Raw genomic sequence first — 21,154 nt, 5'->3', positions numbered from 1 at the left:
AGGGTCAGGCGCCGGAACGCTCCGGCGACCCGGCGGCGGCGCGCTCGCGCTCCAGGCGGACGGCCTCCTCCCCGCCGATCGCCTCGCCCCGCGCCACCATGCCCGACGTCGTCGACAGCGGGATCTCGCGCAGCAGGAGGGCGAGGACGAGGGCGATCACCAGGAACGGCACGAGGTAGAGGAACACGGGGGCCAGCGACTCGGCGTAGTCGCTCACGACGGCGTCGCGCACCTGGTCCGGCAGGGCGTCGAGCGTGGCAGGATCGAGGGTGGACGTCGCCTGGCCGGCGGCCTCCGGGTCGGCACCGAACGAGGCGAACGTCCCGTTGAGGCGCTCCGAGAGGCGGCTCGTGAAGATGGCGCCGAAGACGGCGACGCCGAGCGACGCACCGACCTCGCGGAAGTAGTTGTTGGTGCTCGTGGCGACGCCGACCATGGTCGGGGACACCGCGTTCTGCACCACGAGGACGATCACCTGCATGATGAGGCCGAGCCCCGCGCCGAAGAAGAACAGCATGGTGCAGATGACCCAGATCGGCGTGCCGGCCGTGAGCGTCGACATCCAGACCAGGGTCAGGAGGGTGATCGAGACGCCGGCGATCGGGTACCTGCGGTACCGGCCGGAGCGGGAGATCGCGATCCCGGACCAGATCGACGTGCCCATCAGGCCCACGATCATCGGGACGAGGAGCAGCCCGGACACGGCGGCGGACGTCCCGGAGGCCATCTGCAGGAAGGTCGGCATGAAGGCGAGGGCTGCGAACATGCCGAGGCCGAGCGTCAGGCCGATGCCGGTGCTGGTGACGAACGTGCGGTTGCGGAAGAGCTCCAGCGGGATGATCGGGTCCTCCGCGCGGCGTTCCACGAGGATGAACGCGACCGTCGCCAGGACCATGCCGGCCCCGAAGGCCCAGGTGAGCGGCGAGGTCCAGCCCTCCGCGGCGTCCCCGCCGGAATCGGTGAAGAAGATCAGGCACGTCGTGGCGACGGACAGCAGGACGACGCCGGGGATGTCGATGCGCTTGGTGGCCTTCTTGGACGGCAGCCGCAGGGTGAACCAGGCGATGGCGAAGGCGGCGATCCCGATGGGGATGTTGATGTAGAACGCCCAGTTCCACGTGAGGTGGTCCACGAAGTAGCCTCCGAGCAGGGGGCCGGCGACGGCGCTGAGACCGAAGATGCCGCCGAGGGGGCCCATGTACTTGCCGCGCTCGTTGGCCGGGACGATGTCGGCGATGATCGCCTGCGAGAGGATCATCAGCCCGCCGCCGCCGAGGCCCTGGATGGCCCGGAAGATCACGAACGCCCAGAAGTCCGTGGCGAAGGCGCAGCCGATCGAGGCGATCGTGAAGAGCGCGATGGCGAAGAGGAAGAGGTTGCGGCGCCCGAGGACGTCGCCGAACTTGCCGTAGACGGGCATCACGATCGTGGTGGCGAGGAGGTATGCCGTCGTGATCCACACCTGGTGCTCGACGCCGCCGAGCTGGCCGACGATCGTGGGCATGGCGGTGGAGACGATGGTCTGGTCGAGGCTGGAGAGCAGCATCCCGGCGATGAGCGCCGAGAAGATGATCCAGATGCGTCTCTGGGTCAGGAGGAGCGGGCCGTCCTGCGCCGTCGGTGTACTCATGGCGTGTCCTGGTTCTGGTTCTGGGGGGCGGGGGAGGAAGGGAACAGGTAGCGCAGGGCGTCGATGTTCCGGCGGATGACGTCGGGGTAGGACAGCTCGTTGCCCTCGGCGAAGAACTCGTCGAGGGACCGGCGGGCGAGACCGCCCAGCACGAAGGTGGCGACGCGGGGCACGGGATGCTCCGCGGGCAGGCCCTCCCTGACGGCGATGAGGTCGACCAGCAGCTGGGCCTTCGACTCCGCCCGGGCGAACAGTTTTGCGATGAGCTGTGGCTCCCGGTGCAGGACGGCGGACATCAGCCGGTACTCCTCGCGGGAGATGGCCATCCGTGCGCCGAACTCCGCGAGGAGATCGGTGAGGGCGTCGAGCAGCGGCTTCGGCGGGACGGTCCGCCCCGACGCGACGAACCCGTCGAGGATCTCCTGGGGCAGCACCTCGTCGGGGGAGCCGAGGACGGCGTCCTCCTTGGAGGGGAAGTAGTTGAAGAACGTCCGGCGGGAGATGCCGATCTCGTCGCAGAGCTGCTCGACCGTGAAGCCGGCGAGGCCGTGCTCGAGCGTCCGACGGCGGGCCGCGGCCACGAGGGACGCGCGAGTCCGGCGGCGCTTGCGTTCCCGCAGCCCTACGTCCTCAGTGTTTGCACTGTCAGGCATGGAGTACATATTTGCACTTTGAACAAAAGAGTGCAAACTGTCGCTGCGCACGAGAGAGGGGCGCACCCGCATCGGGGACGCCCCTCCCGGAGCCGGTCCTGCCCTCGCGTCAGGCCTGCGGGGGCCGTGTCATCGAGAGCACGTCCAGCGCAGAATCCAGCTGCTCCTCGGTCAGCTCGCCGCGCTCGACGAAGCCCAGGGCGACGACGGCCTCGCGCACGGTGAGACCCTCGGCAACCGCCTTCTTCGCGATTTTCGCCGCGTTCTCGTACCCGATGTGCTTGTTGAGCGGCGTCACGATCGAGGGGGACGCCTCGGCGAGGAAACGCGCGCGCTCGACGTTCGCCGTGATGCCGTCGATCATGCGGTCCGCGGACACGCGCGTCGAGTTGCTCAGCAGGCGGATGGATTCCAGCACGTTCCGGGCGATCACGGGGATGCCGACATTGAGCTCGAACGCGCCGTTCGTGCCGGACCACGCCACGGTGGCGTCGTTGCCCACCACCTGCGCGCAGACCATGATGACGGCCTCCGCGATCACGGGGTTCACCTTGCCGGGCATGATCGACGAGCCGGGCTGCAGGTCGGGGAGGGCGATCTCGCCGAGGCCGGTGTTCGGGCCGGACCCGAGCCAGCGCAGGTCGTTGTGGATCTTCGTGAGCGACACCGCGATGGTGCGCAGCATGCCGGAGACCTCGACGAGGGAGTCGCGGTTGGCCTGCGCCTCGAAGTGGTCGCGTGCCTCGGTGAGGGGGAGCCCGGTGTCCTCGGCGAGCAGTTCGATGACGCGCGCCGAGAAGCCCGCCGGGGTGTTGATGCCGGTGCCGACGGCGGTGCCGCCCAGCGGTACCTCGGCCACCCGGGGCAGCGAGGCCTCGATGCGCTCGATGCCGTAGCGCACCTGGGCCGCGTAGCCGCCGAACTCCTGGCCGAGGGTGACCGGGGTGGCGTCCATGAGGTGGGTGCGCCCCGACTTGACGACGGTCGCGAACTCCTCCGCCTTGCGCTCGAGCGCCTCGGCGAGGTGCGCCAGCGCCGGGATGAGGTCCTTGACGAGCGCCGAGGTCGCGGCGACGTGGACGGACGTGGGGAAGACGTCGTTCGAGGACTGCGACGCGTTGACGTGGTCGTTCGGGTGCACCGAGGTGGAGCTCCCGGCAGCCTCGAGGGCGCGGCTCGCGAGGGTCGCGATGACCTCGTTCGCGTTCATGTTCGACGACGTCCCGGAGCCCGTCTGGTAGATGTCCACCGGGAAGTCGCCGTCGTACCGGCCCGACGCCACGTCCTCCGCCGCCGCCTCGATGGCCCACGCGCGCTCCTCGTCGAGCACGCCGAGCTCGGCGTTGGCCGTCGCGGCGGCCTTCTTGATGCGGGCGAGCGCCTCGATGTGCGCGCGCTCGAGGGTGGTGCCGGAGATCGGGAAGTTCTCGACGGCCCGCTGTGTCTGCGCCCGGTAGAGGGCGTCGACCGGGACACGCACCTCACCCATGGTGTCGTGTTCGATGCGGTATCCGACGGTCTCCGCGCCGGGCGCGGCGCCCGTCGTCGAGGTGGATTCAGGACCGGCTGCAGGCGTTGGAGTCATGCCGCAATTCTTACCGCTGCTCTACAGTGCGCCAAATCCTGACACCAGCACGGCGTTGCCCTCGTCCAGTCGGTAGGAGACACCGATGACGGCGACCGTCCCGGTCTCGACGGCGTCGGAGATGACGCGGGAGCTGTCGACCAGCCGCCGGGCGGTCTGCTTCGTGTGCTCGACGACCGTCGTGTTGACGTCGGTGATGCCTGCGCGCCGCGCCGTCAGGACGGACGGCGTGATCCGCTCGACGAGGTCGCGGAGGAAGCCCGTGGGCATGTCCCCGGTCTCGACCGCGTCCATCGTCGCGGTGACGGCGCCGCAGCTGTCATGGCCGAGGATCACGATCAGGGGGACGCCGAGCACGCTCACGCTGTACTCGAGCGAGCCGAGGACGGCGTCGTCGATCACCTGCCCGGCCGTGCGGACGACGAAGACGTCACCGAGGCCGAGGTCGAAGATGATCTCCGCGGCCAGCCGGGAGTCCGAGCAGCCGAAGATGACGGCGAAGGGGTGCTGGTCGTTCACGAGCGCGGTGCGGCGGGAGGCGTCCTGGTTGGGGTGCGAGACGTCGGAGGCCACGAACCGCGCGTTGCCCTCCTGCAGTCGCTGCCAGGCGGCGGCGGGAGTCAGTTGCTGGGTCACGCCGCCCACTGTACTGTCTCCGTCCGTCACGAGCCGTCCGTGTCCGAAGATGACAGGCGCTCGGCCTCCTCGACGGCATTCTGCCGGACGTCCTCGACGACGGCCTCGCCCACGGTGTCGAACTCGGTGAGGGAGGCCTCCCCGTTGAGGATCACCGTGGCGCCGTCGACCTCCGACGTCAGCACCGTGTCCCCGTTCGGTGCGTCGAGGAGCTCCCAGTCGAGCCCGCCGATGGTCCGTGTCCCCGAGACCTGCGCGTCGCCGATGCGCTGCGCCGTCCAGGTGGGGTTCGCGTCGTCGGTCTGGGTGAGCTGGATGAAGCCCGTGTCCGCGGTGAGGAACCCGACCTCCCAGAAATCGACGGCGTCGCTGCGTCCGGTGACCCAGCGCGCGTAGTTGGAGGTCCAGCCCTCCGGCAGGGCGGGCGACGCCGGGAGGTAGCCGGCGTCGCCCGCCGCCTGGCGGGCCACGGTCTCGACGTCGATGTCCCGCTGGTAGGTGTCCGCGGTGTACGTGGGATTCAGGAAGTAGACGGGGAGGACGACGGCGATGGTCGCGCCGGTGGCGATCAGCATGCCGCGGGCCGTGGAGCTGGCGCGCTTGGCCTGGTTCGGGCTGAGCGTGATGGGCGGGGCGTCGTCGTTCAGCTCCGCGGCGAGACGGGCATCGTCGGCCGGTCGCCGTGCCTGCTGCACGGCGGGCTGCACGGTCGGGCCCTGCCCGTCCCCGGAGCCCGGTCGTGTCCCGGGGGTCGTCCGCTCGTTCCCTTGATCGCTCACCCCTCCATTTTCGCTGATGCCGGCCACCGCACCTAACGGACGCTCGTCCGCGGCGCTGCACGTGCGCGTCATGACCGGGCACGGCGCCGTCGGCGCGCCTATGATGACAGCACCGGACAGGTACGCCCGCGTGCCCACCGATCACCTTCGACGATGAGGATAGACGTGTCCCAGAACGCTACGAATGCCCAGTACTCGACACTGTCACCGGCCCTGGCCGTCGGGGACAAGGAACCGGACCGGAACCTCGCGCTCGAACTGGTCCGCGTCACGGAGGCCGCGGCCATCGCCGGCGGCCACTGGGTCGGGTTCGGTGACAAGAACCTGGCCGACGGCGCCGCGGTTGACGCCATGCGGTCGCTCCTGCAGACCGTGCACTTCAACGGCATCGTGGTGATCGGGGAGGGCGAGAAGGACGAGGCCCCCATGCTGTTCAACGGCGAACGCGTGGGCGACGGCAGCGGACCCGAGTGCGACGTCGCCGTCGACCCGATCGACGGCACCCGCCTGACGGCGCTGGGCATCAACAACGCGCTCGCCGTGCTCGCGGTCGCGGAGCGGGGCTCGATGTTCGACCCCTCGGCCGTCTTCTACATGGAGAAGCTCGTGACCGGGCCCGAGGCCGCCGACATGGTGGACCTGCGCCTGCCGGTCAAGCAGAACCTGCACCTCATCGCGAAGGCCAACAACAAGAAGGTCAGCCAGCTCAACGTCATGATCCTGGACCGCGACCGGCACAAGCCGCTCGTGGAGGAGATCCGCGCGGCCGGCGCGCGCACCAAGTTCATCATGGACGGCGACGTCGCCGGGGCCATCGCCGCGGCCCGCGAGGGCACGGACGTCGATGCCCTGATGGGCATCGGCGGCACCCCCGAGGGGATCGTGGCGGCCTGCGCCATCAAGTCCCTCGGTGGCGTCATCCAGGGCAGGCTCTGGCCCACGAGCGACGAGGAGAAGCAGAAGGCGCTCGACGCCGGCCACGACCTCGACCGCGTCCTGTCCACCAACGACCTCGTCACCAGCGACAACTGCTACTTCGCCGCCACGGGCATCACCGACGGCGACCTCCTGCGCGGCGTGCGGTACAGCAAGGACAAGGTCCTCACCCAGTCCATCGTCATGCGCTCGAAGTCCGGCACCATCCGCGTGGTCGACGGCGAGCACCAGGCCCACAAGTGGGAGACGTACGCCCGCGTCAGGGACTAGCGGGCCGGGCGCTGCCGGGTCAGCGGCGGAGCGCGCCGCGCACCCGGGCAGGCAGGGTCCGGGCCGCGCCGACGCCGCGACGGGCGGCCTGCGCCCCGGTCCGGGCCAGCTGGTAGCCGCGGTAGCGCAGCTTCCTCACCGGCAGGTCCCAGGTCCCGGGGTAGGCGACCTCCCGGCCACCGAAGGATTTCTTGAACGCCGTGAAGCCGGCCCACTTGTGGTCCGGCTGGTCCGCGGGGGCGACGCCCCAGAGGTCCACCTGCTGCAGGCCCTTGTCCCGGGCGTCGGCCATGAGGGTGACCAGCAGGGGGATCCCGGCGCTGAGCTTCCGGTGGGTGTCGTCCAGTGCGGCGTGGGCATAGGTCCGCGTGTCCGCCGAGTCATAGGTGAGGGCGGCGGCGATCGGTTCGCCGTCGAGCTCCGCGATGAAGAGGGTCGCAGCGCCGGCGGGCATGAGGGATCGGGCCACCTGCGTCAGGTAGTCGTCGCTCTGCGGCTTGAAGCCGTTGCGCGCCGCCGTCAGGTGCAGGAACCTCAGCAGGACCGGGATCTCTGCCGGGTCCTGGCTGGACCGGAAGGTCACGCCCTTCTTGTGGATGTTCCGGTACAGATTGCGGTTCACCGGCTTCATCTCCGCGAGGACGTCCTTGAAGTCCCGGTCCACGTCCACGACCCAGGTGAGCTCCGGCTGCTGGTTGGCCGGGGCCGGCCGGAGGCCGCGCGTGCGCAGGAGGGCGGCGGGATCGGCCTCCGGGAGGCCGGCATCCACCGGCTCGATCCTGACGAACACGGCCCCGCAGCTGCGGGCGAGGTCCGTCAGTGCGGCCAGGGCGGCGTCGAACGCGGCCAGGGAGGTGGCCGTCGGACCGTAGGGGGCGTAGAGCAGGGTCCCTGCGGGATTGCGCTCCTCGATGGCCAGGAAGCGCCAGCCGGGGCCCGAACGCTCGTGGACGGTGCGTCCCAGGTCGCGCTGGAGTGCGCCCCACGGCGGGCTCTGCAGGAAGTGGTCCACGGTCTCAGTCCTCCGGGGCTGTGGTGACGGCGAAGGCGAGGGCGGCGCCGGTGGCGCCGGACACGACGTGCGCGTTGACCGGGGCCTCCGCCGCGGGCAGGAAGGCGCTGTCACCACGGTCCAGCCGCAGCTCGCTCCTCGGTGAGTCGAGCAGGACGGACCCCGACACCACGAGGACGACGGCGGCCCCCTCCTGCACCAGCGGGACGGGCCCGGCGCCGGGTTCGAGCTCGATGCGCTGGAGCTGGAACTCCCGGAACGGCGGCCGGAAGACCTCCTGTCCCAGCAACGTCCTCTCGGGGCCGAGCATCGGCACGCCGACGGGCTCGAAGGAGACCGTACGGAGCAGCTCCGGCACGTCCACGAACTTCGGCGTGAGTCCGCCGCGCAGGACGTTGTCCGAGGAGGCCATGACTTCGATGCCGAGTCCGTGCAGATAGGCGTGGACGTTGCCGGCCGGGAGGTAGACGGCCTCCCCGGGCGCCAGGGAGACGCGGTTGAGGAGCAGGGAGATCAGTACGCCCGGATCGCCCGGGTACTGCGCGTCGAGCGCGACGACGGTGGCAAGCTCCTCCTCGTACGGCGCGGTCGGGGCTCCGGAGGCGAGGGTGGACACGATAGCGGCCGTCGCTTCCGTGACGTCCGTGCCGCCTTTGATCAGCCGTTCGAAGGCCGACCGCAGGGCGGTGCGCTCCTCCTGCCGGGCCAGATCGTCGAGCAGCAGGGGGACCAGAGGGGGGAGCGCGAGGCCGGCGCGATCGACGTGCGCCGCCAGCAGTTCGAAGACGGCACGCGCCTGTGCCGGCGGCCGGAAGCCGCACAGCATCGCGAACGGCGTCAGCGCCAGGAGCATCTCCGGTTTGTGGTTGTCGTCCTTGTAGTTGCGTTCCGCCGCGGCACGGTCCACCCCGGCCGCCTCCTCACGGGCGAAGCCCTCCCGGGCCTGCTCGCGCGTCGGGTGTACCTGGAGCGAGAGCGGGCTGTCGGCGGCGAGGACCTTGAGCAGGAAGGGAAGCCGCCCGAAGTCGGCGGCGACCCCGGCGCCCAGGTGGTGCTCCGGGTCCTCCGCGATCAACCCGTCCAGCGCGCGGCCGTCCGCCGGGCCGGCGCCAGGGGCGGGGGCCCCGTCCGGTCCGGCCGGGGCGAGCACCACCGACGGCGAGTCCGGGTGCGCGCCGATCCACAGCTCCGCCTCGGGGCCGCCCGACCGCTCCCTGCCCAGCAGGTCGGCGATCGCGGAATCCGATCCCCAGGCGTAGGGGCGGAGGGTGTTGTCGAGGAGGTACATCGTCAGGTCCTTGGATGGTCGGGATGATCGTCGGGGAGGCCTCTACCGGGTCAGGCGGGGGAGCACTCGCCGTTGTTGGCCAGCAGGTCACCGAGGGTCAGGTCGTCGCCGATCGTGGCCAGTTCCTGCAGGTACTCCTCGGTGATCACGACGTCCGTCACGTCGCCGGTGGTGCCGTCCGTGGTGCCGTCGTCGACGGTCCGCGACGGCACCTGGGCTACGACGCCGGCGCGTTCCAGCGGCAGCGGACCGGCAGCGGCCGGGTCGGCCGCACCGACCGCGAGCATCTCCTGCACGCGGGCGTGGATGCGGTCGAAGTCCGGGTAGGTGACGAAGTTCTCGGCCGGGGTGCCGAAGTCCGGGGGACCGATGGTCAGGCGGCGCGTCTCCTGGCCCTGGGCCTTCAGCCCGAGGTCGACGAACCCGGCCAGCTGATCCTGCGGGATGTCCGTCTCGACGATCTGCGTGCCCGCCGCGGCGATCGACTGGAACCGCGTCAGGAGGGTGGCCGGGTCCAGCTGCGCGATCATGGCCTGCTGGACGCACTGCTGCCGGGAGATGCGTTCGTAGTCCGTGACGAACTCGCGGCTCCTGGCGTACCAGAGGGCGTGGTAGCCGTCCAGGGTCTGGACGCCCGGCTTGATCCAGCCGTCCGGCGGGTAGTGGCGGATGGGGTAGGTGCCGGGGATCTCCGCGGCGGTGATGGGCACCCAGCCGCCGGCATCGATCCGGATCCCGCCCATGGCGTCGACCAGCTGCTCGAACCCGTTCATGTCGACGAGGACGTAGGACTGCACCTCAATCCCGAGGACGCCGCTCGCGGCGTCCATCATCGCCTCGGCGCCGGGATCCTGGGCGTCGGGGTACAGGTCCGTGTAGTTCTGCGTCACGTCCGTGTACAGGCTGTTGATGATGCACGGGTCGCCGCAGTTGTAGCCGTCGGGGTAGACCTCCCGGAGGGGGGAGCCCTCGGGGAACGGCGCGTTCTGGAAGTTGCGCGGGATGCTGAACGTGACGGTGGCGCCCGTCTCCGCGTCGACGCTGATCACCGAGATGCTGTCCGGCCGGCGGCCCGTGCGGTCCTCGCCGGCGTCGCCGCCCATGAGGAGGAAGTTGTACCGCCCGTCCACGGGGTCGAAGGCGGGCCCCGACTGGAAGATGGAGCCGACCGTCGACCGGCCCACCCCGAGCACGTAGGCGCCGTAGGCCAGGGATCCGCTGGTGAGCACCATGAGCACCGCGAGGGCCCCGGCCACGAGGGGGCGCGCGCCGCGGTCGAGCAGGGGCATGCGGATGAGGCGGAGGGTGTTCAGGAACAGCAGCACCCACCCGACGGCGATCCCGAGGATCACCGCGATCAGCAGCAGCGACCACCAGCGGTTGGTCACGATGCCGACCACGAGGGTCCGGTTCGTGACGGCGAGGATGATCCCGAGGACCAGGAGGCCCCAGCAGGCGAACGTGGTGCGCAGGGCCCTGCGGCCGAGGCGCCGGTCCCCGGCGACGGTCTGCGCGGAGCCCGGCAGGACGAGCGTCAGGGCGAGGAGGACGAAGGCGCGCTTGGTGCGGACCGCCGGCGGAGCGGACTCCGGGTACCGCACGGGATCGGTGAGGGTGCCGGCCCCGTGCGCTCCATTGCCGTCGTTGCGGGTGGCTGTCATCATGCGCCGTCGGCCGTCGACGCCGTCAGGCGGGAGCGGAGGGCGCTGCCCTTCTCCTCCGCGGTCCGCTGGAGCGCGCCGGCGAACTCGATGAGCTGCCGGCGCAGGGTGGCCGACTGCTCGTCCGTGCCGGCGGCGAGCATCCTGACGGCGAGCAGCCCCGCGTTGCGGGCGCCGCCGATGGACACGGTCGCCACGGGGACACCGGCCGGCATCTGCACGATCGACAGGAGCGAGTCCATGCCGTCGAGATAGCGCAGCGGGACCGGGACGCCGATCACGGGCAGCGGCGTGACGGAGGCGAGCATGCCCGGGAGGTGGGCGGCGCCGCCGGCGCCGGCGATGATGACCCGGAGTCCGCGCTCGTGGGCACTCCTGCCGTACTCGATCATCGCGGCGGGCATGCGGTGCGCGGACACGACGTCGGCCTCGTAGGGGATGGAGAATTCGGCCAGTGCAGCCGCTGCGGCTTCCATGACGGGCCAATCGGAGTCCGAGCCCATCACGAGGCCTACCTGGGCGTTCGTCACTGCATTCCCTTCGGTCATTGCTGAGTGGGGGGCATCCCGGTGCCGTCGCGGAGCGTCGCGGCTACCCTCGTGGCCCTCGCGCGGACGTCGGCCAGCGGTTCCCCGGGGGCCGCCAGCGCGTTCACGTGGCCGATCTTCCGGCCGGGACGTACGCCCTTGCCGTAGAAGTGCACTTTAGCGGACGGTCCTGAGGACAGCGCCGACGGATAGGCCGCGTAGATGTCCGTGTTCACGCCGCCGAGGATGTTCTTCATGACGGCGTGCTGCGCCAGCGGCGCCGTCGATCCCAGGGGGAGGTCGAGCACGGCACGCAGGTGCTGTTCGAACTGGCCGGTCACGGCGCCGTCCATGGTCCAGTGCCCCGAGTTGTGCGGACGCATGGCGAGTTCGTTGATGAGGTAGCCCGCTCCCGACCCGGGGGTCTCGAAGAGTTCGACCGCCATGACGCCGGTGACGTCGAGGCGTTCCGCGAGGTGCAGCGCGGCCGCGGTGACGTCGCGGGCGACGTCGGCCGCCAGAGCCGGGGCGGGGGCGATCACCTCGTCGCAGACGCTGTCCACCTGGATCGACTCGACGACGGGCCACGTGACGGCCTCCCCGGACGGCCGCCGGGCCACGAGGACGGACAGTTCGCGGCTGAACGGGACGAACTGCTCGACCAGCAGCTCGCCGCCGGTGAACCAGTCGCGGGCGGACCCGAGGGCCGCGGCGTCACGCAGCACGAGGACCCCCTTGCCGTCGTAGCCGCCGCGGGGTGTCTTGAGGACCACCGGCCAGCCGGTGGACGCCGCGAACGCCTCGACGTCGGAGGGGTCGGTCACTGCCTGCCACCGCGGGTTGGGCAGCCCGAGTCCGTCCACGGCCCGCCGCATCACGAGCTTGTCCTGGGCGTGCCGGAGCGCCGCCGGCGAGGGGTGCAGGCGCACGCCGTCGGCCGCCAGGTCCGCGAGGAGCTCACCGGGGACGTGCTCGTGGTCGAAGGTGACCACGTCCACGCCCGCGGCGAAGGCACGCAGCGTCTCGCGGTCGCGGTAGTCGCCCACCTGCGAGGAGGCGACGGCGGCCACCGCGGACACGTCGGGGCCCTCCGCCAGGACGCGGAGTTCGAGGCCGAGTTCGACGGCTGGACCGGCCATCATGCGGGCGAGCTGGCCGCCGCCGATGACGCCTATCACGGGAAAAGTCACCACTACAGGGTAACCACGGCGCGGCCGGACCCGGCCATCCGGGGGGCAGGATCGGGAGGCCCGGGGTACGTTTCACAGGAAGCTGCCAGCCCGCCATCGGGTGTTTCCGGGCCCCTGCGGAGCCCGGGGGTCGGAGGGAGGACGTAAAGTGGAGCGAAACACGCCATGCAAAGGTCAGCCTGGGTTGCTCGCTCTGCTGGCCCCGTCGCGGTTCGTCCTGCAGGTCCGCCGGGAGCATGCCCTGCGGCCCCGGCGTTCGTATCGCACCCCGGAGGTTGACAGTGGCAGGACTCATGGACCGGATCAGGGGCCTCGCCTCCCTTTTCTGGCGTGAAGTGGCGAAATTCGGGGCCGTCGGCGGTGTGGCGTTCGTCATCGACAACGGCCTCTACTGGTACCTGATCCACGGGCCCATGAGCGGCAGCGAGGTCAAGGCGCGCTTCGTCTCGGCCGGCGTGGCCACGATCTTCGCGTGGGTCGCCAACCGCTACTGGACCTTCCGCCGCCGCCGCCAGCCCAACCCGGCCCGGGAACTGGCCATGTTCGTCTTCATCAACGTGATCGGCATGGGCATCGCCGCGGGCTGTGTGTGGGTGGCCAAGTACATGTTCGACGTCGTCGAACCGACCCCGCTGTTCGTCGTCGGGGTCTTCGGCACGGTGCTCGCCACCTTCGTCCGCTTCGTCGCCTACCGGTTCTGGGTGTTCAACGTGGAACTCGACGAGGATCCGGCGTTCAGCCACGACCAGGAACTCGTCCACCCGGAGGGCGGGCACCCGGCCAAGGCCGCCCCGACCGCGGCGACGCCGGCGGACGAGAAGGTCAGGCAGTCCCCAGCCGGTCAGTGACCTTTTCACCGCTCAGCAACCGCTCGGTGACGGGTACACCCTCCTCCACGAGGACCAGCGCGCCGTCCCGCTCCCACACCGCGAACGCGGCGGCGAGGGCCCGCAGCAGATCGACGCCGGGTTCCAGGAGCACCGTGGGGGATCCGGCCGCAGCGGTGTCGGCAGCGGCGGCCCGCCCGGGTCCCGTCGGCAGCACGACGCTCCCCGCGAGGTCCGCGGCCGTCAGTGTCCTCCCGTCGGTGCGGACCAGGGGAGCGGACGGCGCCCCGGGACCGTCCGCCGCGTCGAGGAAGACGTCGCCGTGGGACCGCACCTCGGCCGCGTAGTCCACCGCTCCCCGCGGCAGCGGCCCCTCCCACCGGAGCGCCAGCGAGCCGAGGGCCACGCAGGCCAGCAGGCGGCCCGGGTCCACCTCGACACCGGTTCGCGAGGACAGCACGATGTCGGTGTCAGCGGACCGGGTGCCGTCGTCCGCGAGCACGACGACGGCACCCACCTGCCAGCAGGCGAACACGAGGGCGAGGGTCTTCCAGTGCACCGGCAGGTCGACGGCGACGGTCGTCCCGCCGGCGGCATCGAGTTCGTCGACGAGGAGGTTCGAGCTCTTGGCGACCCAGTTGTCGAAGACACGCCCCGACAGCTCGATCCGGCCTTCCCGGCCATGCCAGACCAGGCGGGGAGAGGTGGGGTTGACGGTCCGCATCCTTGTCAGGAGCTGTCCCGGTGTCTGTGGCATGATGGGCCTCTTCCAGCTCGAGGGTCGGTTTCGCGCCGACGCGGTGGGGATGACTACTTGCCGACTCGCCGACGAAAACAGGTAGTCCTGACGGCGTGCCACTCGTGCGTGTCACGCTCCGACTCTATAAGGTTCCCCCCGCCGCTTGACGAAAATCGTGTTACACCCGTGTAATTAGGGCAACGGATCTGTTCCAGCAGGCGGGCGCGAGGGTCGCCCCATGCTGATGCTGGAACGGCGACACCGGGAAGGCTGATCATGGGGCAGGCAGAACGCACACAGGAACGACCAGATATCGCGGCGCAGGCTTCGGCCCGCTACGGGTCACGGGGCGTTCCGGCCGACTGGTTCCTCGATCCCGCCGACCCGGTGGCAGGCGAGCGGTACCGCGAAGGCACGCGTTCCGTGCTCGAGGATCAGGCCACCGCGTTCCTCAGCGCCCACCAGACCCTCACGCTCCTCCCCGACGTCGACGGCCCCAGCAGCCTCCTCGTTCTTCCGGGCCTGGATCCCGAGGTGCAGGAGGATGCCCGGCCGCAGTCGGCGCCGGCCGACCGGCCCACCTGGATCGGGCAGCCGCTCGCGCCGGGCAACGTCGACGACGACGGCGAGCTGTCCTGGCAGGCGGACGCCCTGTGCGCGCAGACCGACCCCGAGGCCTTCTTCCCCGAGAAGGGCGGGTCCACCCGCGACGCCAAGAAGGTGTGCGGGTCCTGCATCGTGAAGTCCGAGTGCCTCGAGTACGCGCTGGAGAACGATGAGCGCTTCGGCATCTGGGGTGGTCTGTCCGAGCGGGAGCGCCGCAGGTTGCGGAAGCGAGCAGTCTGATTCAGCAGCACCTCCGCGTCACCGCCGTCGTCGTAGCCCACAACGGTGCCGAGTACCTTCCGGCCACGCTGGAAGCCCTGGGACGTCAGAGACGCGCGGCCGATCTCTGCGTCGGGGTCGACACCGGATCGACGGACGGGTCCGCGTCCCTGCTCCAGCTCCACCTGCCGGTCGGCAGCCCCGTGGTCGGCGCTCCCGCGCGGGCGGGGTTCGGCACCGCCGTGAGGACCGCCGTCGCCGAGATCCCGCCGTACGGGGGGTCCGGGGAAGGCGACGCCCACGACTGGCTGTGGCTCCTCCATGACGATTCCGCTCCCGAACCCGGAGCGCTCGCCGAACTGCTCCTCGCCGTCGAGCGTGCCCCGTCGGTCACCGTGGCCGGGGCGAAGCAGGTGGCCTGGGACGACCGCCGCGAACTCGTGGACGTCGGGCTGTCCATCAGCCGGTGGGCGGAACGGCTCACGCTGATCGACGTCGACGAGCACGACCAGGGCCAGTACGACGCGCGGAGCGACGTCTTCGCCGTCAATTCCGCGGGCATGCTGATCCGCCGCGACGTGTGGGACGCCCTCGGGGGCTTCGACCCGGCCCTCCACGGCGTGGGCGACGACGTCGACCTGTGCTGGCGGAACCGCCTCGCCGGCCACCGCGTGGTGGTGGTGCCCCGGGCGGTGCTGCGCCACGCGCGGCCCAGGCCGCACCCGGTGTCCACGCCGCACGGCGCGCGGGCCGCCGAGGTGTATCTCCGGCTCAAGCACGCCACCGCGCCGGCCGTGCCCTTCCTCGCCGTCGGCGCCGTCCTCGGAGGCCTGGGCCGGCTGCTGCTCGGCCTCCTGGCGAAGGACCCCGCCCACGGCGCGGGCCAGCTGCTCGGCAGCCTCGCCGGCGTCTGCCGGCCGATCCACCTCCTGCGGTCCCGCCGCTCCGCCGGACGGAGCCGGCGCCGGCCGCGCTCCACCGTGCGCCCGCTCATCACGTCCCGCCGTGAGGTGTGGTCCCACCGCCGGTCGGTCGTCGACGCGTTCACCTCGCGCGGCGCCTCCGCCGGGCAGGACCCGCGGACCGAGGAGTACATCCCGTCCGGGGACAGCAACGACGACTTCGCCGCGCTGACCACCCCGGCGCGGCTCTGGGTCGGATCCGGGGCCGTGCTGGCCGTCCTGGTGCTGCTCGCCGCCGCGGTCCTGGGCCTCCACCGCCTCATCGGGGCGCCGGCCCTGGCGGGCGGGGCGCTGCTGCCGGTCGCCGCGACCCCGGGCGCCGTCTGGGACAGCGCGACCGCGTGGTGGACCGGCCTGGGGGCCGGGTTCCCCGCCCACGGCTCGCCGTTCGCGTACGTGCTGTGGCTGCTGTCCCTGCTGGGCCTCGGCTCGGCGAACACGGCCGTCGTCGTCGCCGTGGTCTGCGCGCTTCCCCTCGCCGGCCTCACCGCATGGCTCGCGGCCGGTGCCCTGACGCGGTCCCGCGCGCTGCGGCTCTGGGCCGCAGTCTTCTGGGGCGCCGCGCCCGCCCTGCAGGTCGCGCTCGGGCAGGGGCGGCTCGGCGCGCTGCTCGCCCACATCCTGCTTCCCCTCGCCCTGCTGGGGATCGTCCGGGCGGTCGGGGGCGCGGTGAGTGTGCGTACGGTGCCGGAGGGCATCGTCACGCCCGGCAGCGACGGGACGCGCAGCTGGACCGCCGGCGCCGCGGCCGGGCTCGTCCTCGCCGTGGTCGCGGCGTCGGCGCCCTCCCTCGGGGCACTCGCCGTGGCGGGGCTGGTCGTCGCGCTGGTCGTCGGCGGGACGAGGGCACGCACGCTGTGGTGGACCCTGCTGCCCGTCGTCGCGCTGTACCTGCCGTACCTCCTCTCGGCCCTCGCGACCCCCCGCGGTGTCCTCGGCGATCCCGGCGTGCCGCTCGCCTTCGCTCCGGCCGCACCCTGGCAGCAGCTCCTCGGGTTCCCGGTGCGGTTCGACCCGATGCTCGCGCCCGCCGCGGCCGGTCTCCTCGGCCCGGGCCCCTGGTCGCTCGTCGCCGCGATCGTCATCGGCGGGCCCGTGATCGCCCTGGCCGCCGTCGCGCTCTTCCTGCGGGGCGGACGCGGCACCCTCGTGCGCCCGTTCTGGCTCCTGGCGATCCTCGCGCTGGCACTCGGCGCGGTGATCCCGCAGTTCCCCGTCGCGGTGGACGGCCCGGCCCTGGTCGGGGTGTTCCCCGGACCGCTCGTCTCGGCCGTGACCCTGTGCCTGCTCGCGGCCGCCCTCGCGGGGCTGCCGGGCCGCCCGGACGCGGGCGTCCCCGCGGCTCCGGCCGGCGCCGGCCGGCGGCTCCTGCGGGTCGCCGCGGGCACGGCGCTCGCCGTCGGCCCGCTGCTCAGTCTCGGCCTGTGGCTCGCCCCCGGGCTCGCCGGCCCGCCGGCAGCGGTCGCCGAGCCGGTGCTGCTTCCCGGCAGTCCCGCCGCGGAGGCACCCGCCACCAGTGCCCGCTCCTCGGACTTCGGCACCGCGATCGGCCTGGACCCCGTGGCCGAGCGCCCGCTGCCCGCGACGGCGGCGGACCGCGGCACGGGCCCGGACCGGACCCGGACACTCGTCATCACGGTCGACGACGACGACGACGTCCGTGCCGCCCTGACCCGCGGTGCCGGGACGACCCTCGATGCGCTGAACCCGCTGTACGCGGCCCGCAGTCTGCAGGGGACCGGGGAGGTGGCCCTGCAGGAGGACGGAGCATCGGAGCGGCTCCTGCGCACGAGCGTCGCCGTGATCGTCGGCGCCACGGGCGCGGATCCCCGTGGTGACCTGCGCGACCTCGGCGTCGGCTTCGTCGTGCTCCGGCAGTCCGAGGCCGCCGGGGACTTCCTCAGCGGCCGCATCGACTCCGTGCCCGGCCTCACCGCCGTGGGTGACACGGAGACGGGCCGGCTCTGGCGCGTCGCTCCGGCCATGTCCGACGGCGGGACCGAGGACATCGGGGACCTTCCGGCCCGGGCGCGGGTCGTCGGTGCCGAGGGCCGGACGGAGGCCATCGTCCCGTCGTCGGGCGTGGACGCGGGCGGCGCGGTCCCCCCGGGCGCGGAGGGGCGGCGACTCGTCCTGGCGGAGGAGGCCGACCCCGGATGGCGCGCGAGCCTCGACGGTGGGCGGCTCGAGCCCGTGTCCGACGGGTGGCAGCAGGCCTTCGTGCTGCCCGCCGCGGGCGGCAGGGTGGACATCTCCTACTCCAGCGTCTTCGAGCCCTGGGTGGAGGCGCTCCAGGCCGTCGTTTTCGGGCTGACGGCGCTCCTCGCCCTGCCCATCCCGTCCCGGCCCGCGGTCGCGAGGCCGAAGGATGGCCACCCGGCGCGGCAAACCACCCGGCGTCCCTTCTCCGATGACGCCGTCCCCGGGAGCCCGCGGGACGACGCGATGGCCGGCGCGTCCCCGCAGCCGGCGACCACTGGAAGCGGTGCGATGTGAGCCGTCGACGGACGACCGGCCGGTCGGCGCACGGTATCCGGGCGGCGGACACACCGCTCCGTGCTGATACCGCCGTCGCCGCGGATACGGCCGTCGCCGCGCGCGCCGTCGCCCGGGACAGGGCGGCCGGCGTCCCACGGCGTACCCGCCTCGGCACCGCGCTGGGCGCCGCGACCGGCGTCGTGCTCCTCGCGGCGACGGCCGCGATCGCCTCCGGAGGCGTGACCGCGGCCCTGCCGACGAGCCCCGGATCCGACGTCGGGGTCCCGGCGGCAGCGGTTCCGGCCGGCGACTACACCGCGGTGTGTCCTGCGCCGCCGCGCCTGCTCGAGTCCGCCGGAGAGGGCGCCGATCCCGAGTTCGGTCCCGCGTCGGCCAGCGCGAAGACCACCGTGTCCGGTGTGGTGCTCAGCGACCTGAGTGCCACCGTGACGGGGAGCGGGCTGCTGCCCGTCACCGGGGAGGAGCCGCTGGCGCTGATCCGGGAGTTCGCGCCCGCGTCCTCCCTGGCGGCGGACCGCCCCGCCAGCAGTGGTGAGGACGGCCTGACGAACCGCGTCGCGGGGGTCGCCCGCGGCATCGCCGTCGACGCCCCGTCCGTCCTCCGCGCGCAGTCGCAGGGCGGGCTCACCCCGGTGGCCGCGGCGACCGCCACCTACACCGCCACCGACGGGGACCTCCGGGGGCTCGCAGCGACCGCCTGCCAGGTGCCTTCCAGTGATCTGTGGCTGCTGGGCGCCGCGACCACCGTCGGGCAGTCCTCCACCCTCACCCTGACCAACCCCACGGGCACGCCCGCCGCCGTGTCGCTCGAGCTCTACGGGCCGGACGGACCCATCGAGGCAGCCGGGACGCGCGGTGGGCTGGTGGCCCCCGGGGAGACCCGGCGGATCGTGCTGGCCGCCCTCGCCGGCAACCACGAGCAGGTGGCCGTGCGCGTGCGCAGCGACGGCGGACGCGTGAGCGGGGTCATCCAGCAGAGCGTGCTGCGCGGACTGACGCCCGGCGGGGTGGACCTCCTGTCGCCGAGTGCTCCGGCCGGCCTGACCCAGGTGGTGCCCGGCGTCGCCGTCCAGGACGCCGCGACGGCGCGCCGCATCCGCGAGCAGGAAGGGTACGGCAGCGCGTCCCCCGCACTGCAGGTGCTCGTCCCCGGGTCCAGCGACGCCGTGCTCGACATCCGGGTCTTCGGGCCGGACGGGGACGTGGCCCTGCCGGGCGGGGGAGTCGTGACCGCGGCGGCCGGTTCCGTCACGAGCGTCCCCCTCGACGCGCTCCCGGAGGGGAACTACACGGTCGCCGTCACCTCCGACGTCTCGATGGTCGCGGCCGCACGCGTGACCCGCGGGACCGACGACGGCGAACCGGTGGACCTCGCGGGCGCCCCGGGGGCGGTCCGCCTCGGCAGCGATCACGCGATGGCCCTGGCCGAGGGCGTGGACACCTCCCTGGTCCTGGGTGCGCCGAGCGGCAGGGGCGAGGTCACGCTGACGCCCGTCCTGGCCGACGGCGCGCTGGGCGAGCCCGTGGTGATCGGGATCGCGGGGGGTACGTCCGTGACGGTGCCGTCGTCGTCCCTCGGCCGGTCGCCGGTCGCGGTGGTCGTCGATGCGACCGGGGACCCCGTGTACGGTGCGCAGATGATGACGCTGCCCGGGGACAGGAGCGGGATCTCCGTGGCGGGCGTCCCGGCCGGTGCCACGGGTCCGCAGAGCATCCCGGTGGAACTCGGCTACTGACCGGTGCTCCGCGGGGAGGTCGCCGGACCGCTGAAACCGTCAGGCCTGGGAGCGGCCGTACGCGGGATCGACGGCCTCCGGGGCGAGTCCCATGAGTTCGGCGGTCTGTTCCACGACGACGTCATGCACGAGTTCGTTGACGGACAGGACGTCCCTCGCGGCCATGAGCACGGGGTGCCGGTAGATGGTGATGACGGCCGGCCGGTTCGGCGAGGCGGGGGAGCAGGATCCCAGGAGTCCCCGCAGGGACTCGGGCGTCATGTCCTCGAGGCCGTCCGGGATCTCCTGCACCACGATCTGCACGTCCTGGATGCGCTCGCCCCACAGGCGCTCGAGCCGCTGGGCCGATTCCATCACCCAGTCGTCGAACTGCTCAGACCGCGTCCGCGACCCCGGCAGGTACTGCGGGAGCAGGTTACCGCGCATGCCGCGCCCCCGGCGATTGCGACGGCGCTCGTAGAACGACCGCGCCGGACCCTCTTCCGCGGCCGCCGGATCAGTCAGGTTCACCGAAAGTGTGGGAGCATCCTGCATGCATCGACTCTAAGCCTTCGACCGCCCCGCACGCACTCCTGCGCTGGTGCGGGTGCGGGCGCGCCCCCGATGCGCGGCGGCCACCGGGGCGCGTCACGGCGGCCGCCCCGGCCGATCCCCGGTAGGGTTGAGGATCGTGGGATCACTCCGTCAATGCTCCAGATCAGCCTGCCCCCGGCGGGCGATGGCCACGCTGACCTATGTCTACGCGGATTCGACGGCGGTCCTCGGACCCCTCGCAACCTACGCCGAGCCCCACACCTACGACCTCTGCGCGGTCCACGCCGAACGCCTCACCGTGCCCCGCGGCTGGGAGGTGGTCCGCCTGACGCTCCCCGACGCCGCTCCCGAGCACAACTCCGACGACCTGCTGGCCCTGGCCGACGCCGTGCGGGAAGCCGCCGCGGAGCCCACCGTCGAGGCCCCGCCGGTCGGACCCCGCGGGACCAAGGCCCCCATGGAGCCTCCGGTCGGCGTCAGCGGCCCCCGGCGCGGCCACCTGAGGATCCTGCGGGAACCCTGACCGGGCGGCTCCGGCCGGTCCGCACCTCTCCGGCCCCGCCCGACCGGACCTTCCGATGGAGGCAGGAGAAGGCGCCCGCGGTAGACTGGAGGGCAGAATCCCTCTTCCTTCCGAGCGAAAGTGCTCCCCGTGGCGAATCTTCCCTCCCGATTGCTCGACGTCCTCCGCTGCCCCGTCACCGGGTCGAAGCTCGTCCAGGAGGGCCGCGTCCTCAGGACCTCCTCGCCGGGACCCGACGGCACCCGGCTGACCTACACCCTCGACGAGGGCATCCCCGTGCTCCTCCGCCGCGAATCACTCGACGGCGGCGCGCGCGCCTGACCCGCCCAGCCGCACCGCCGA

Annotated in this window: 19 protein-coding genes; 7 read left to right on the top strand and 12 right to left on the bottom strand. The window is 72.4% G+C overall.

Annotated elements, in window-relative coordinates; genetic code table 11:
- Nucleotides 1-4: 4 nt before the first annotated feature.
- The 5 genes from AC4D2F_RS12145 to AC4D2F_RS12125 all read right to left on the bottom strand — a co-directional run bounded on the left by AC4D2F_RS12145 (nucleotide 5) and on the right by AC4D2F_RS12125 (nucleotide 5,283).
- Nucleotides 5-1,630 carry an MDR family MFS transporter gene (locus tag AC4D2F_RS12145; protein WP_490910778.1) on the bottom strand — a complete coding sequence of 542 codons (1,626 nt, stop codon included), beginning with the start codon at nucleotides 1,628-1,630 and terminating at the stop codon, nucleotides 5-7.
- Nucleotides 1,627-2,283: a TetR/AcrR family transcriptional regulator gene (locus tag AC4D2F_RS12140; protein WP_490910777.1), complete on the bottom strand. Its 657-nt coding sequence runs from the start codon at nucleotides 2,281-2,283 to the stop codon at nucleotides 1,627-1,629. Before AC4D2F_RS12140 ends, AC4D2F_RS12145 begins: the two co-directional genes overlap by 4 nt.
- Before the next feature lie 109 nt (nucleotides 2,284-2,392).
- Nucleotides 2,393-3,868: a class II fumarate hydratase gene (locus AC4D2F_RS12135; RefSeq protein WP_490910776.1), complete on the bottom strand. Its 1,476-nt coding sequence runs from the start codon at nucleotides 3,866-3,868 to the stop codon at nucleotides 2,393-2,395.
- Nucleotides 3,869-3,889: 21 nt separating this feature from the next.
- Nucleotides 3,890-4,504 carry a carbonic anhydrase gene (locus AC4D2F_RS12130; RefSeq protein ID WP_104168808.1) on the bottom strand — a complete coding sequence of 205 codons (615 nt, stop codon included), beginning with the start codon at nucleotides 4,502-4,504 and terminating at the stop codon, nucleotides 3,890-3,892.
- Between the two features lie 26 nt (nucleotides 4,505-4,530).
- A complete protein-coding gene (locus tag AC4D2F_RS12125) occupies nucleotides 4,531-5,283 on the bottom strand; it encodes a DUF4245 domain-containing protein (protein ID WP_490910775.1) in 753 nt (250 codons plus the stop codon).
- 153 nt (nucleotides 5,284-5,436) lie between these two features.
- Between AC4D2F_RS12125 and glpX the strand changes: the two genes are divergently transcribed.
- Nucleotides 5,437-6,489, top strand: coding sequence for a class II fructose-bisphosphatase (gene glpX / locus AC4D2F_RS12120; RefSeq protein WP_052274139.1), 1,053 nt, complete (start codon nucleotides 5,437-5,439; stop codon nucleotides 6,487-6,489).
- A 19-nt stretch (nucleotides 6,490-6,508) separates the two neighbouring features.
- Here the strand turns inward: glpX and AC4D2F_RS12115 are convergent, their stop codons facing one another.
- The 5 genes from AC4D2F_RS12115 to AC4D2F_RS12095 are packed head-to-tail and all read right to left on the bottom strand — an operon-like array spanning nucleotide 6,509 to nucleotide 12,167.
- Nucleotides 6,509-7,501 carry a lipid II:glycine glycyltransferase FemX gene (locus tag AC4D2F_RS12115; protein ID WP_490910774.1) on the bottom strand — a complete coding sequence of 331 codons (993 nt, stop codon included), beginning with the start codon at nucleotides 7,499-7,501 and terminating at the stop codon, nucleotides 6,509-6,511.
- Nucleotides 7,502-7,505: 4 nt separating this feature from the next.
- A complete protein-coding gene (gene manA / locus AC4D2F_RS12110; protein ID WP_490910773.1) occupies nucleotides 7,506-8,789 on the bottom strand; it encodes a mannose-6-phosphate isomerase, class I in 1,284 nt (427 codons plus the stop codon).
- 50 nt (nucleotides 8,790-8,839) lie between these two features.
- Nucleotides 8,840-10,453: an LCP family glycopolymer transferase gene (locus tag AC4D2F_RS12105; protein ID WP_490910772.1), complete on the bottom strand. Its 1,614-nt coding sequence runs from the start codon at nucleotides 10,451-10,453 to the stop codon at nucleotides 8,840-8,842.
- A complete protein-coding gene (gene purE / locus AC4D2F_RS12100; protein WP_104168428.1) occupies nucleotides 10,450-10,998 on the bottom strand; it encodes a 5-(carboxyamino)imidazole ribonucleotide mutase in 549 nt (182 codons plus the stop codon). The genes AC4D2F_RS12105 and purE overlap by 4 nt, the downstream gene beginning before the upstream one ends.
- Nucleotides 10,995-12,167 carry a 5-(carboxyamino)imidazole ribonucleotide synthase gene (locus AC4D2F_RS12095; RefSeq protein WP_490910771.1) on the bottom strand — a complete coding sequence of 391 codons (1,173 nt, stop codon included), beginning with the start codon at nucleotides 12,165-12,167 and terminating at the stop codon, nucleotides 10,995-10,997. Before AC4D2F_RS12095 ends, purE begins: the two co-directional genes overlap by 4 nt.
- 293 nt (nucleotides 12,168-12,460) lie before the next feature.
- Here AC4D2F_RS12095 and AC4D2F_RS12090 point away from each other — a divergent pair, with 293 nt between their 5' ends.
- Nucleotides 12,461-13,015, top strand: coding sequence for a GtrA family protein (locus AC4D2F_RS12090; RefSeq protein WP_490910770.1), 555 nt, complete (start codon nucleotides 12,461-12,463; stop codon nucleotides 13,013-13,015).
- Here AC4D2F_RS12090 and AC4D2F_RS12085 read toward each other — a convergent pair.
- Nucleotides 12,990-13,751 (bottom strand): TIGR03089 family protein, encoded by a 762-nt coding sequence (locus AC4D2F_RS12085; RefSeq protein WP_490910769.1) that lies wholly within the window; start codon nucleotides 13,749-13,751, stop codon nucleotides 12,990-12,992. The genes AC4D2F_RS12090 and AC4D2F_RS12085 overlap by 26 nt on opposite strands.
- A 258-nt stretch (nucleotides 13,752-14,009) precedes the next feature.
- Between AC4D2F_RS12085 and AC4D2F_RS12080 the strand changes: the two genes are divergently transcribed.
- From AC4D2F_RS12080 to AC4D2F_RS12070, 3 genes are read left to right on the top strand one after another with little or no spacing between them, the layout of a single operon-like run.
- Nucleotides 14,010-14,579, top strand: coding sequence for a WhiB family transcriptional regulator (locus AC4D2F_RS12080; protein ID WP_104168425.1), 570 nt, complete (start codon nucleotides 14,010-14,012; stop codon nucleotides 14,577-14,579).
- Nucleotides 14,525-18,016, top strand: a complete 3,492-nt coding sequence (locus AC4D2F_RS12075; RefSeq protein ID WP_490911099.1) for a glycosyltransferase — start codon at nucleotides 14,525-14,527, stop codon at nucleotides 18,014-18,016. Before AC4D2F_RS12080 ends, AC4D2F_RS12075 begins: the two co-directional genes overlap by 55 nt.
- On the top strand, nucleotides 18,013-19,755 hold the full coding sequence (locus AC4D2F_RS12070) for a DUF5719 family protein (RefSeq protein ID WP_490910768.1): 1,743 nt from the start codon (nucleotides 18,013-18,015) through the stop codon (nucleotides 19,753-19,755). Before AC4D2F_RS12075 ends, AC4D2F_RS12070 begins: the two co-directional genes overlap by 4 nt.
- A 39-nt stretch (nucleotides 19,756-19,794) precedes the next feature.
- Here the strand turns inward: AC4D2F_RS12070 and AC4D2F_RS12065 are convergent, their stop codons facing one another.
- Complete coding sequence (locus AC4D2F_RS12065) at nucleotides 19,795-20,289, bottom strand: metallopeptidase family protein (protein WP_104168422.1); 495 nt, start codon at nucleotides 20,287-20,289, stop codon at nucleotides 19,795-19,797.
- Nucleotides 20,290-20,425: 136 nt separating this feature from the next.
- Here AC4D2F_RS12065 and AC4D2F_RS12060 point away from each other — a divergent pair, with 136 nt between their 5' ends.
- Together AC4D2F_RS12060 and AC4D2F_RS12055 are read left to right on the top strand one after the other, a co-directional pair.
- Nucleotides 20,426-20,812: a DUF3499 domain-containing protein gene (locus AC4D2F_RS12060; protein ID WP_104168421.1), complete on the top strand. Its 387-nt coding sequence runs from the start codon at nucleotides 20,426-20,428 to the stop codon at nucleotides 20,810-20,812.
- Between the two features lie 129 nt (nucleotides 20,813-20,941).
- A complete protein-coding gene (locus AC4D2F_RS12055) occupies nucleotides 20,942-21,133 on the top strand; it encodes a hypothetical protein (protein ID WP_490910767.1) in 192 nt (63 codons plus the stop codon).
- The last annotated feature ends 21 nt before the right edge of the window (nucleotides 21,134-21,154 follow it).

The sequence above is a fragment of the Arthrobacter sp. TJ-263 genome (genome assembly GCF_058269155.1).
Note: the sequence above shows the minus strand (reverse complement) of the source record. Positions and strands in the feature narration are given on the sequence as shown.